Source organism: Clostridium sp. C8 (assembly GCF_001010885.1).
Classification (GTDB): Bacteria; Bacillota; Clostridia; order Clostridiales; family Clostridiaceae; genus Clostridium; species Clostridium sartagoforme.
The window spans coordinates 88,230-101,021 of the sequence record NZ_LBMX01000091.1 but is presented as its reverse complement, the minus strand read 5'-3'; the positions used below and the strand labels follow the sequence as shown (position 1 = coordinate 101,021).

Sequence of the window (12,792 nt, the reverse complement as noted above, 5' to 3'; positions counted from 1 at the left end):
AGATATTTTGGTCAAAACTAAAACCCTTCATAAATTATGAAAAGAAGCTGAATTAGATTAAGGAAAAGTTAATCTAATTACAGCTTCTTTTCTTATAAGAAAATATATATTTTCTTATAAGAAACTTTGATTACTTATAGAAAATGGATATAATTATAATGAGTAATAGATAATAGAAATGAGTAATGAATAATTGAGGAATAAACTTCTGCTGAATTATAAATTAAAATGTGTTCATGGGGGTGATATAAATGAGTACATATATTTTATTAATAGTAGCATATATTATTAATATTGTATCAGCAATTTCCCTTATATTTATAGAAAGAAAAGAGCCTACTACCACATGGGCGTGGTTAATTATTTTGTTAGTACTTCCAGGATTTGGATTTATACTGTATTTGATTCTTGGTCAAAATTTAAATAGGCAAAAGATATTTAGAGAAAAGAAATTTATAGATGAGGAAAAGTCAAATAAGTTATTAAAAAGTTTTGATGAAGAGAAGAAAGCAAGAAGAATTGCAGAAGAATATATAGATATTATAAAAATGAATTATAATCATTCTAAATCTCTATATACAACAGGAAATAGTGTTAAAAGTTACATAATAGGAGAGGAAAAATTTAATGATTTAATAAGGGATATAAGATTAGCAACTAAATTCATACATATTGAATATTATATATTTAGATTAGATGGATTAGGTAATAAAATTATAGATGAATTAAAAAAGAAAGTTAATGAAGGAGTAGAGGTAAGGTTATTAGTAGATGGAATGGGATCAAAAAATCTAAGGGGAAAATATATTAAATATATAAGAGGTCTTGGAATAAAGTTTCAATTATTTTTTCCAGGAATATTACCGTACATAAATCTTCGAATAAATTATAGAAATCATAGAAAAATAGTGGTCATAGATGGAAATATAGGATATGTTGGTGGATTTAATGTTGGTGATGAATACATAAACAAAGGTAAACAATTTGATTTTTGGAGAGATACCCATATAAGAATACAAGGGGAAGCTGTAAATGAGTTAAATAAGAGATTTATACTAGATTGGGATTATGCATCAGAAGGAGAACTTAAAGAATATGATGAGTATTTCTATAAACAAGAAGCTCAAGGAAATGTAGGAATGCAGATAGTATCTTCAGGCCCAGATCATAAAGAAGAATATATAAGGAATGCATATATAAAAATAATAAACAACGCTAAAAAAAATGTATATATTCAGACTCCATATTTAGTTCCAGATGAATCTACTAGAGAAGCACTAAAAATAGCAGCATTATCAGGCGTTGACGTAAGAATAATGGTTCCAGGAAAACCGGATCATTTTTTTATGGAATGGATATTGAGTGCAAACATAGGAGAACTTATGGAATGTGGGGTAAAAATATATAGATATCAAAAAGGCTTTATTCATTCAAAAACAATTGTATCAGATGGTAAAGCATGCAGTATTGGAACTGCCAACTTAGACATAAGAAGTTTTCAACTAAATTTTGAAATAAATGCTTTTATATTTGATGATAATTTTTCAAAGCAGCAAGAAGAGATTTTTTATAATGATATAAGAGATTGTAATATTGTTACAATGGATGAATACAACAACAGAGGAAGGGTAATGAGAATAAAGGAAGCATTAATAATGCTTATTGCTCCAATATTATAATAAAATAATAAGAAGAAGTGTTGACAAAATGATGTCCTTTGGTATAATTAGGTAAAGAATTTTTAGTTTATTTGGAGGAAAATATGAAAGGAATTATAAAGAAATCGGTAAAATTTAATAGCTTTTTTTACTTTATATTCTGGGGCTTTTTATTTAGCGCTGGCTATTTGTTTTACAAAAAAATAAATAATTCTTTTCAAATGAGTTTTATAATATAAACTATATATTTTTATATGAAAATATTTTGATTATTTAAGAGGGCTCATTAGAGGCCCTTTTTTTAATATAAAAATCTTAAAAAGCTGATAATAAAAGTCAGCAATATAAATTATCAATTACAACAAGGGGGCATATTTTATGATAATAATTTTAAAACCAAGAACAAAAGAAGAGGAAATAAGAAAACTTACTGAAGAAATTGAAAGAGAAGGGGTTAAGGTTAGTCCTGTTATAGGAGCAGAATTAATAATTCTAGGGCTTGTGGGAGATACAAGTAAGATAGATCCATTAAAAATTGAAGCAAATGACAATGTAGAAAAGGTTATGTATGTTCAAGAACCATTTAAAAAAGCTAATAGGTTGTTTCATCCATATAATACAATAGTTAATATTAATGGAAATGAAATAGGTGGAAATAAAATAGCTATGATAGCAGGACCTTGCTCAGTAGAAAGCGAAGAACAAATAAAGTTTATAGCAAAGGAAGTTAAGAAATTAGGGGCGAATTTCTTAAGAGGTGGTGCATTTAAACCTAGGACCTCACCATACAGTTTCCAAGGGTTGGAATATGATGGATTGGAGTTATTAAAAATAGCAAGAGAGACAACAGGATTACCGATAGTAACTGAAATAATGTCTCCATATGATGTTGAGATATTCCAAAGAGATGTGGATGTAATTCAGGTAGGGGCAAGAAACATGCAGAATTTTGATTTGCTAAAAGAATTAGGAAAAACAAATAAACCAATACTATTAAAAAGAGGGTTATCAGCAACAATAGAAGAATTTTTAATGAGTGCTGAGTATATAATGGCTGGCGGTAATGAAAATATTATTCTTTGTGAAAGAGGAATAAGAACATTTGAGACCTATACAAGGAATACTTTGGATTTAAGTGCAATCCCAGCAATAAAAAAGATAAGTCATCTTCCAATCATAGTAGATCCAAGCCATGCAACAGGAAAAAGATTTATGATAGCGCCATTAGCAAAGGCAGCAATTGCAGTAGGAGCAGATGGGCTTATAATAGAAGTTCACAACAACCCAGAAAAAGCACTATGTGATGGACCACAATCAATAAAGCCAGAAGATTATGAAACGTTAATGAAAGAATTAAAACCAATTGCAGCGGCAGTTGGAAGAGAAATATAGGATAGTTAAAAGTGAAAAAGTGAAAAGTTAAAGATGAAAGAAGAATTAAAGCATTAATGAAAGATTAAGTAATAATGACTTCTATTGTTTAGTTTTTTAATTCAGCCTAGTTGAATTATTACCATAACTTTTTCACTTTTCCCATTTTAAACAAGGTGGTGTTTTAATGAATTTATCAATAGATTTAATTCATAGTAGTTATGATATTGTTATACAAAAGGGAATAATAAATACATTAGTACATGAGATAAAAAATCTTTTTAAGGGTAAAAAGATTTTTATTATAACTGATAAAAATGTCGATAAATTTTATGGTAATTTAGTATTAAATAATTTAATTAATAGTGGATATGATGTGAAAAAGTTGGTACTTAAACCTGGTGAGGAAACTAAGAACTTTAGTACTTTACCTTTAGTTTATGATGAACTTTTAAATTTCAAGTTTACTAGAAGTGATTTAATAATAACTTTAGGTGGAGGAGTTATTGGAGATTTAGGAGGATTTGTTGCTTCTACTTATTTGAGGGGAGTAGCATTTGTACAATGTCCAACTACTTTATTAGCACAAGTAGATAGTAGTGTTGGGGGAAAGGTTGGAGTAGACCTAGATAAAGGCAAAAATCTAGTAGGTAGTTTTTATCACCCAAAGAAAGTTGTTATAGATCCAGAAGTTCTAAACACTCTAAGTGATAGAGTATTTAATGATGGAATGGCAGAAGTAATTAAATATGGTTGTATAAGGGATAAAGAGTTTTTTGGTAATCTTATAAATTATAGTAATAAAAAGGAAGTTATGCACAATATAGAATACATTATTCACAATTGTTGCAAAATTAAAAAAGAAATTGTGGAAAAAGATGAAAAAGATATGGGACAACGAATGCTTTTAAATTTTGGTCACACAATAGGCCATGCAATTGAACAATATTTCAATTATACTAAATATACCCATGGAGAAGCTGTTGCTATTGGCATGTATGAGATAACTAAATTAAGTGAAGAATTAGGGATAACAAAGATAGGTACAAAAGAGGTAATTAAAGATATACTAATTAAATATCAACTACCATATGAACTAACAATAGATATTAATGAACTAACTGAAACAATGAAACTAGATAAGAAAAACTTAGAAAATAATATAAATTTAATTTTCTTAAAAGAAATAGGAGAAAGCTTTATATACAAAACAACGAGCAAGATATTTTGCAGTTAACGATTAATAATAATTGTAAATTGTTAATTAAACCAAAGGGTGGTGTTTTATGAAAGTATTAAAACTAACAAAGTCTAAATTAAAAGGAAATGTAATGGTTCCTCCTTCAAAGAGTATTTCTCATAGAGCTATTATTTGTGCAGCTCTTGCAAGTGGAGTTTCTACAATCGAAAATATAGATTATTCAGATGATATTAATGCAACTATAGATGCAATGAGACAATTAGGGGCTATCATTGATAAGAACGAAGATAAGGTAGTTGTTAAAGGAATATATAGAGAAGATATTGTAACAAATTTAGTTAGAGTTATAGACTGCAATGAATCAGGTTCAACATTAAGATTTATGGTACCAATTTCTTTATTATTTGAAGGCATAACAAAGTTTATAGGAAGAGGAAATTTAGGAAAAAGGCCTTTGGAAACATATTTTGATATATTTAAGGAGCAGGGAATAAAGTATAATCATGTTGAAAATCAATTAAATATGATGGTAAAAGGAAAATTAAAACCAGGGGAATTTTCTCTGCCAGGGAATATAAGTTCACAATTTATAACAGGATTATTATTTACGCTTCCATTATTAGATGGAGACTCTAAAATAACCATTAGTACAGAGATAGAATCAAAATCATATATAGATTTAACGTTATCCTGTATGAGAAGCTTTGGAGTAGAAATTAAAAATAACTGCTATAAGGAATTTATAATTAAAGGAAATCAAAAATATGTATCAAGAGATTATAGAGTAGAAGGAGACTACTCACAAGCAGCTTTCTATTTTGCAGCAAATGCATTAGGTTGTGATATTGATATTAAGGATTTAAATATAAATTCTCTTCAAGGAGATAAAGAAGTAATAGATATACTAGGAAGGATGGGAGCTAAATTTTATACTTATAAAGATAGTATAAAATGCAGAGTAGAAGATGAATTGACTTCTACAATTATCGATGCATCACAATGCCCAGATATAATTCCAGTAGTAACATTGGTAGCGGCTGTATCTAAAGGGAAAACAGAAATTATTAATGCAGGAAGACTTAGAATAAAGGAATGTGATAGGTTAAGAGCTATAACTAATGAACTTAATAAAATAGGTGCTAAGATAGAAGAAAAAGAAGATGGACTTATAATTGAGGGAGTAGATGAGCTAAAAGGTGGTTTAGAAGTATGGAGTTGGAAGGATCATAGAATAGCAATGACTTTAGCAATAGCATCAACTATATGTAAAGAGCCTATAGTATTAGTTGATTATGATTGTGTAGCTAAATCTTATCCAAGATTTTTTGAAGATTTTAAAATGCTAGGAGGAAATATTGATGAGTGGGGTATGGGGGAGTAATATAAAAATTTCTATATTCGGAGAATCTCATGGAAATGCAATAGGAATAAACATAGATGGATTACCATCTGGATTTGAAATAGATATGGATAAAGTGCTTTTTGAAATGGATAGAAGGGCTCCAGGAAAAAACTCAATGTCAACTGCAAGGAAGGAAAGTGACTTCCCAGAAATATTAAGTGGATATTTTGAGGGGAAAACTACTGGAACTCCTCTTTGTGCAATAATAAAAAATGGAGATACTAGATCTAAGGATTATACTAAGACTAAAGATTATATGAGACCAGGGCATGCAGATTTTACAGGTTATGCTAGGTATGATGGTTTTAATGATTATAGAGGTGGAGGACACTTCTCAGGAAGAATAACGGCTCCTCTAGTATTTGCAGGAGCGATATGTAAACAGATACTGGAAAAAAGGGGGATATTAATAGGAGCACATATATCTTCCATAAAAAATATAACTGATAAAGAGTTTAATAATATTGATATATCAAAGGAAATATTAGAAAGCTTAAGAAATATGGAGTTACCATTAATAAATACATCCTTAGAAGAAAATATAAAGCATACTATATTACAAGCTAAATATAACGGGGATTCAGTTGGAGGTAGTATAGAGTGTGCTGTAATTGGTATAAATCCTGGAGTTGGAAATCCATTTTTTGATTCAGTAGAATCTACATTAGCTCATTTAATATTCTCAGTACCAGCTGTAAAAGGTATAGAATTTGGTAGGGGATTTCAGATGACTAATATGTTTGGTTCAGAATGTAATGATGAATATTACTATGATAAAGATAAAGTAAAAACAAAAACTAATAATAATGGTGGAGTATTGGGCGGTATTACAAATGGAATGCCAATATTATTTAAAGTTGCTATAAAACCTACAGCATCTATTGCCAAGGAACAAAATACAATAGATATAAAAAACAAAGAAAATGTTAAATTTAGAGTTGAAGGAAGACACGATCCATGTATAGTCCAAAGAGCATTACCTGTTATTGAAGCTGTAACGGCTATAGGAATACTTGATTTGATAAAGGGGAGATATTAATTGAGTGAGTTAGATGAGTATAGAAAACAAATAGATTCTATAGATAAAGAGTTAATAGAATTATTTGAGAAAAGGATGAATATTGCTATTAAGGTTGGAAAATATAAAAGAAAAAATAACTTGCCAATTTTTAATGGAAAAAGAGAAGAAGAAGTTATAGAAAAAAATGTAAGAAATCTTAATAATAGTAATTACAGTGATATTACAAGAAGATTTTTTGAAAATATTATGGAATTAAGTAGATCCTTGCAAAAAAATATAGCTAATGAAGATTCAGCAACTAGTAATAATATCATGAAAGAAAATAAGGGGGTAATAGTAGGCTATCAAGGGGTTAAGGGATCTTTTAGTGAAGAAGCTCTTTTAAAATATTTTGAAAGTTATAATAACACAAGGAATTATGAAACCTTTGAAGATGTTTTTAATGCGCTAGAAAAAAATGAAATAAATAAAGCTATATTACCTATAGAAAATTCATACACAGGGGCAATTGCTGAAATTTATGATCTTTTAGTTAAATATGGTTTTTATATTATAGGTGAGGAATGTATTAAAATAGATCAAAATTTAATTGGAATTAAGGGAACAAAAATAGATGAAATACAAGAAATATACTCTCATCCACAAGGATTTGAACAAAGTAAAAAATTTTTAAAAAACTATCAAAATATAAAGATTATTCCATATCATAACACAGCTATAAGTGCAAAATTAATTTCAGATCTAAAAGATAGTAGAAAAGCCGCTATAGCTAGCAAGAAAGCAGCTGAAATTTATGGACTGGAGATATTGAAAGAGAATATAAATGATAAAAAAGATAATTATACAAAATTTATAATTATAGGAAAGCAGTTAGAATATAACACTGAATGTAATAAAATTAGTGTAGTATTTTCTTTAGAAAATAAAGCAGGGATTCTTTATAGTCTTTTAAGATACTTTGCAGAAAATAACATAAATATGATTAAAATAGAATCAAGACCAAATAAACATGAATCTTGGAAGTATTTATTATATGTAGACTTTGAAGGAAGTTTACAAGACAGCAAGGTAAAAAATGCATTAGAACTTATAGAAAAAAATAGTGGATATTTCAAAATTATAGGGAGTTACAAAGGAAGCTGTTAATCTTAACATTTCTATAAATATAGTGGATTACTGTATATTCAGTAATCTTTTTTTGTTTATTAATATTAATAACATAAAATATAAAAAATAGTGGAAATAAAAGAGATTTAGATGTATAATTGAAATATAAATAATATTTTGAATTTTCAGAAAATAAAACTTGTATAAGAAAAGCAGATATAAAATTTGCTTTAAAAATTACTATTATTACAAACGTTTACAAAAAGATTGGAGGATTTTTTATGGTGGGTTTTGATGTTAGAGAGGTTAATTTAAAGGATTATGAGGATATTTATAAGCTTAATTCTAAGCTTAATTATTCAAACATAAAATCCATATCAGAGGATAATAAATCTTTAATGATAGTTGCTCAATTAAATGATGATGTTATAGGATATATTAATAGTAATTTTAATGAGGATAGTAATAACAATAAAACAATAAATATTAAAGATATAATTGTTGATGAAAAATATAGAGGACTTGGAGTTGGTCATCAGTTAATGTTAGAAGTAGAAAAAAATGCTAAGGATAATAGAGTAAATTATATTGTTTCTATTAATAAAGATTATCATAAAGAAGAAATTGAATTTTATAACAGACAAGGTTTTAAATTAGATAAAGATTTTAAATTTGTAAAGAAATCATATCTACAATAAATTATAAAAATAGGTAGTGAAAAGGTTTAAGCATCCGTTTCACTACCTATTTTTATAAGCAAATAATTAATCACTATGTTATAATATTTTTAAAATAAATATAAAATAAGGGGGCAGAGTTATGGAGTTTTATGGATTATTGGGTGAAAAACTTTCTCATAGTTTATCTCCGTTAATTCACAGTGAGATATTGAAATTAATAAACAAAGAAGGAGCTTATAAATTATTTGAAGTTAATAAAAATAATCTTGAAGACTTTACAAGGGCAGTAAAGTTACTAAAGATAAAAGGAACAAATGTAACAATACCGTATAAGGAAGATATAATAAAACATATTGATATTATATCAGAAGAGGCAAAAAGAATAGGGGCAATAAATACAGTTTTATTAGAAAATGAAGTTTTGTATGGATATAATACTGATTATTATGGTTTTGGATATATGATAAAAATTAATAATATAGAAGTGAAAGATAAAAAAGCAGTTATTCTAGGAAATGGAGGAGCCTGCAAAGGTGTATTATATTATTTATTAGACAATAATATAAAAAGTGTGTATATAGTAAGCAGAAATCCAAATAGAAATGAATTTAATTTAGAAAATGTTCATGTAATAAGCTATGAAGATTTAAAAGAAGTTAAAGGAGATATTATTATAAATTCAACACCTGTTGGAATGTATCCTAATGTAGGTAAAACACCAGTTTCAGAAGATATAATACAAAATTTTAATATAGTAATGGATTTAATATATAATCCTCTGGATACTATGTTTTTAAATACAGGAAAATTACTAGGGAAAAAAAGTATTGGTGGATTATATATGCTTATTGGTCAGGCTGTTAAGGCTCAAGAAATATGGAATAAAGTTGAAATAGAAGAAGAGATAATAAAAGAAATTTATGAAAATATAAAGTTGAAATTAAATTAGAATATAGGTGAATTTAATATGAATAAAGATATAATTTTACTTATTGGAATGCCAGGCTGTGGAAAAAGTACTATAGGTAAAGAACTTTCAAGAAAAATAAATTATGATTTCTATGATATGGATGAGTACATAGAGAAAATTTCTAATAAAACAATAAAAGAATTGTTTGAAATAAATGAAGATTACTTTAGAGATTATGAAACAAAAGCTTGCAAAGAATTAAGTAATAAGAAAAAGGTAGTAATATCAAGTGGTGGTGGAATAATTAAGAGAGAAGAAAATATAAACTTTTTTAAAGAAAAGACTATCATAATATTTATAGATAGATCAGTAGAAAATATAGCTAGTGATTTAGATATATCTTCAAGACCTTTGTTAAAAGAAGGGGTAAAGAAACTTTACAATCTATATATAGAAAGATATAATTTATATAATAAATATTGCGATATTAAACTAGTTAACGATAAAACAATAGAAAATATTATAAATGAAATTACACAATTTATATAGTTCACAGTACACAATTCACAGTCTTTTGGATAAAGTAACAGTGTCAGGGAATTAGAAATATATAGTGATTTTTTGAAAATAAAATAATGATTAAATATATAATTCTATACCTACAAAATGAGAACAATTGTGAACTGTGTTTTGTAAACAGTATACTAAAAATTTTGCTTCGCAAAATATTACGAAGGTGGATGTTTTATGAAAATATTAGTTATAAATGGTCCTAATATAAATATGCTAGGAGTAAGAGAAAAAGGAATTTATGGAACTAAAGACTTTGAATATATTTGTGGATATATTAAAGAAGAAGGAAAAAAAAGAAATATAGAAATTGAGTTATTTCAAAGTAATATAGAAGGTGAAATAATAAATAGAATTCATAAAGCATATTATGAAAAATATGGTGGGATAATAATGAATCCAGGGGCATATACCCATTATAGTTATGCTATATTCGATGCAGTAAAAGCAGTAAATATACCTACTATAGAAGTTCATTTATCAAATATACATGCAAGAGAAGAGTTTAGACATAAGTCAGTAATAGCCCCTGCATGTATAGGGCAAATTTGTGGCTTTAAAGAATTTGGGTATGTAATGGCAATAGAAGCAATAGAACAATGTATAGTTGATAATGAAAGCGTGAAAGAATGAAAAATAAAGGAATAGAAAAATTAGTGAATAAGCTCTAAAGGAGTTTATAAAATAAATTACATAATTCAGCTTGTCTGAATTATTTGAATAATTATCAATTGTTAATTATTAATTATCAATTGAAGTAGTATGGAGGGATAGAAATGATTATTGTAATGAATCCAAATTGTAGTGATGATGAAGTATTGAAGGTTAAGAGAGAATTAGAAAGTAGAGGATTAGGAATCCATTTGTCTCAAGGAGAAACTTTTTGTATTATAGGTGTAGTTGGAGAAACCCGATCTATAGATTCAGATAAGCTTCTTAGATTTTCTGGAGTAGACAAAGTTCTTAAGGTAGAAGAACCTTACAAAAAGGCTAATAGATTATTTAAGCCAGAAGACACAATAATTGATGTAAAGGGTAGTTTAATCGGAGGAAATAATTTAGCTGTTATTGCAGGTCCTTGTTCTGTTGAAAGTGAAGAACAAATAATAGAAATAGCTAAAAGTGTAAAAGAATCTGGGGCAACTTTTTTAAGGGGAGGGGCCTTTAAACCAAGGACTTCACCATATAGTTTTCAAGGGTTAGAAATGGAAGGCTTAGAATTATTAAAGAAAGCTAGAAAAGCTACAGGGTTACCTATAGTAACGGAAATAATGTCAACTGATTATATAGATATATTTGTTAGAGATGTAGATGTAATCCAAGTTGGTGCAAGAAATATGCAAAACTTTGATTTATTAAAACAACTAGGAAGAACTAATAAACCGATTTTATTGAAGAGAGGGCTTTCTGCAACGATAGAAGAATGGTTGATGTCAGCTGAATATATAATGGCTGAAGGAAATGAAAATGTAATTCTTTGTGAAAGAGGCATAAGGACTTTTGAAACTTATACAAGGAATACACTAGATTTAAGTGCAATTCCAGTTATAAAGAGAAAATCACATTTACCGGTAATTGTGGATCCAAGTCATGCTGCCGGATATTGGTATTTAGTAGAGCCGCTGGCAAAAGCAGCTGTAAGTGCAGGAGCAGATGGACTTATTATAGAAGTGCACAACAATCCACAATGCGCATTAAGTGATGGTCAACAGTCAATTAAACCAGAATCATTTAAAAATATGATGAATAAAGTTAAAGTATTGGCCGAAATGGAAGGCAAGAAAATAAAATAATTTATGATTTAAATAGATAATGCAATATAAATAATGGATAATTGACAATGTATAATAAATAATTGAGGAATAAATTATCAATTGTCCATTGATAAATTGGGGGTTTTTATGAGAATATTAATAGTAGGGCTTGGTGTTATTGGAGGGAGTTATGCAATGGCACTTAAAGCAGCAGGGTATGAAGATGTTTATGGAATTGATAACAATTTAGAAACTTTAAAAAAAGCTAAAGAATTAGAAATAATAAAAGAAGGTTATGTAGATGGTAGTGAAATTGTAGAAAAATCTGATTTAATAATTCTTTCTATATATCCAATGCTCATAAAGAGTTTTATAGAAGAAAATAAAAGGTTATTAAGAGCTGGAACAATAATTACAGATGCTACAGGTATAAAGAAACCTTTTATCGAAGATATATTAAAAATACTACCGAAAGAAGTAGATTTTATATTTGGTCATCCTATGGCAGGAAGAGAAAAAAGAGGTATTGATTATGCTTCAAAGGAAGTTTTTAAGGGAGCCAACTATCTAATTACTGTAACTGATAGAAATATAGAAAGTAATATAAAAGTTTTAGAAAAGATTATATATGAAATGGGATTTAGAAAAATTAAAAGGATAGATCCATTTTTCCATGATAAGATGATAGGCTTCACAAGTCAACTTCCACATGCAATAGCTGTTGCATTAATTAATAGCGATGAAGAAGGACGAGATACTGGAAGTTTTATTGGAGACAGTTATAGAGATTTAACTAGAATTGCTAATATAAATGAAGAGCTATGGAGTGAATTATTTATTGGTAATAAGGATAATTTAATAGAATCAATAGATAAGTTTCTTATAGAGATGAATAATATAAAATCTGCATTAATTAAAAATGATGATAATGAATTAAAAAAAATATTTATAAAATCAAGCAATAGAAGAGAAAAATTGTAATATTTTGCGAAGCATTTTTCAGTTAACAGTTCACAAGGCACAGTGCACAGTTGTTTTTATTTTTTTAGGTAACAGGGAACAGGTATCAGGTAACAAGTACTAGATGTAAACTATAATTAAAAATTAAGAAACATCTA

General features: G+C 27.6%; 12 protein-coding genes. All 12 read left to right on the top strand.

Features of this window, described 5'->3' with window-relative positions:
* Positions 1 to 251 precede the first annotated feature (251 nt).
* The 12 genes from cls (at position 252) to AAT22_RS14540 (ending at position 12,655) form a co-directional block, all read left to right on the top strand.
* Positions 252 to 1,679 carry a cardiolipin synthase gene (gene cls / locus AAT22_RS14595; RefSeq protein ID WP_047001760.1) on the top strand — a complete coding sequence of 476 codons (1,428 nt, stop codon included), beginning with the start codon at positions 252 to 254 and terminating at the stop codon, positions 1,677 to 1,679.
* A 357-nt stretch (positions 1,680 to 2,036) separates the two neighbouring features.
* On the top strand, positions 2,037 to 3,050 hold the full coding sequence (gene aroF, locus AAT22_RS14590) for a 3-deoxy-7-phosphoheptulonate synthase (protein WP_016205999.1): 1,014 nt from the start codon (positions 2,037 to 2,039) through the stop codon (positions 3,048 to 3,050).
* A 166-nt stretch (positions 3,051 to 3,216) separates the two neighbouring features.
* The gene (aroB, locus tag AAT22_RS14585; protein ID WP_047001759.1) at positions 3,217 to 4,266 is read left to right on the top strand and encodes a 3-dehydroquinate synthase; all 1,050 of its coding nucleotides are present in this window, start codon (positions 3,217 to 3,219) and stop codon (positions 4,264 to 4,266) included.
* 49 nt (positions 4,267 to 4,315) lie between these two features.
* A complete protein-coding gene (gene aroA / locus AAT22_RS14580) occupies positions 4,316 to 5,611 on the top strand; it encodes a 3-phosphoshikimate 1-carboxyvinyltransferase (RefSeq protein ID WP_047001758.1) in 1,296 nt (431 codons plus the stop codon).
* Complete coding sequence (gene aroC, locus AAT22_RS14575) at positions 5,589 to 6,671, top strand: chorismate synthase (protein WP_047001757.1); 1,083 nt, start codon at positions 5,589 to 5,591, stop codon at positions 6,669 to 6,671. The genes aroA and aroC overlap by 23 nt, the downstream gene beginning before the upstream one ends.
* A complete protein-coding gene (pheA, locus tag AAT22_RS14570; RefSeq protein ID WP_047001756.1) occupies positions 6,672 to 7,799 on the top strand; it encodes a prephenate dehydratase in 1,128 nt (375 codons plus the stop codon).
* Between the two features lie 242 nt (positions 7,800 to 8,041).
* Positions 8,042 to 8,458: a GNAT family N-acetyltransferase gene (locus tag AAT22_RS14565; protein ID WP_016205995.1), complete on the top strand. Its 417-nt coding sequence runs from the start codon at positions 8,042 to 8,044 to the stop codon at positions 8,456 to 8,458.
* A 121-nt stretch (positions 8,459 to 8,579) separates the two neighbouring features.
* On the top strand, positions 8,580 to 9,389 hold the full coding sequence (gene aroE / locus AAT22_RS14560) for a shikimate dehydrogenase (RefSeq protein ID WP_016205994.1): 810 nt from the start codon (positions 8,580 to 8,582) through the stop codon (positions 9,387 to 9,389).
* 18 nt (positions 9,390 to 9,407) lie between these two features.
* Positions 9,408 to 9,899, top strand: a complete 492-nt coding sequence (locus AAT22_RS14555; RefSeq protein ID WP_016205993.1) for a shikimate kinase — start codon at positions 9,408 to 9,410, stop codon at positions 9,897 to 9,899.
* A 198-nt stretch (positions 9,900 to 10,097) separates the two neighbouring features.
* Entirely contained in the window at positions 10,098 to 10,553 is a 456-nt protein-coding gene (gene aroQ / locus AAT22_RS14550; RefSeq protein ID WP_016205992.1) for a type II 3-dehydroquinate dehydratase, read from the top strand.
* Between the two features lie 143 nt (positions 10,554 to 10,696).
* Positions 10,697 to 11,713, top strand: coding sequence for a 3-deoxy-7-phosphoheptulonate synthase (aroF, locus tag AAT22_RS14545; RefSeq protein WP_016205991.1), 1,017 nt, complete (start codon positions 10,697 to 10,699; stop codon positions 11,711 to 11,713).
* A gap of 108 nt (positions 11,714 to 11,821) precedes the next feature.
* Positions 11,822 to 12,655: a prephenate dehydrogenase gene (locus tag AAT22_RS14540; protein ID WP_047001755.1), complete on the top strand. Its 834-nt coding sequence runs from the start codon at positions 11,822 to 11,824 to the stop codon at positions 12,653 to 12,655.
* The last annotated feature ends 137 nt before the right edge of the window (positions 12,656 to 12,792 follow it).

Excerpts from the sequence above, each read along its gene's own strand:
- cls (WP_047001760.1), top strand. The coding sequence starts at position 252 with ATGAGTACATATATTTTATTAATAGTAGCATATATTATTAATATTGTA.
- aroF (WP_016205999.1), top strand. The coding sequence starts at position 2,037 with ATGATAATAATTTTAAAACCAAGAACAAAAGAAGAGGAAATAAGAAAA.
- aroB (WP_047001759.1), top strand. The coding sequence starts at position 3,217 with ATGAATTTATCAATAGATTTAATTCATAGTAGTTATGATATTGTTATA.
- aroA (WP_047001758.1), top strand. The coding sequence starts at position 4,316 with ATGAAAGTATTAAAACTAACAAAGTCTAAATTAAAAGGAAATGTAATG.
- aroC (WP_047001757.1), top strand. The coding sequence starts at position 5,589 with ATGAGTGGGGTATGGGGGAGTAATATAAAAATTTCTATATTCGGAGAA.
- AAT22_RS14565 (WP_016205995.1), top strand. The coding sequence starts at position 8,042 with ATGGTGGGTTTTGATGTTAGAGAGGTTAATTTAAAGGATTATGAGGAT.
- aroE (WP_016205994.1), top strand. The coding sequence starts at position 8,580 with ATGGAGTTTTATGGATTATTGGGTGAAAAACTTTCTCATAGTTTATCT.
- AAT22_RS14555 (WP_016205993.1), top strand. The coding sequence starts at position 9,408 with ATGAATAAAGATATAATTTTACTTATTGGAATGCCAGGCTGTGGAAAA.
- aroQ (WP_016205992.1), top strand. The coding sequence starts at position 10,098 with ATGAAAATATTAGTTATAAATGGTCCTAATATAAATATGCTAGGAGTA.
- aroF (WP_016205991.1), top strand. The coding sequence starts at position 10,697 with ATGATTATTGTAATGAATCCAAATTGTAGTGATGATGAAGTATTGAAG.
- AAT22_RS14540 (WP_047001755.1), top strand. The coding sequence starts at position 11,822 with ATGAGAATATTAATAGTAGGGCTTGGTGTTATTGGAGGGAGTTATGCA.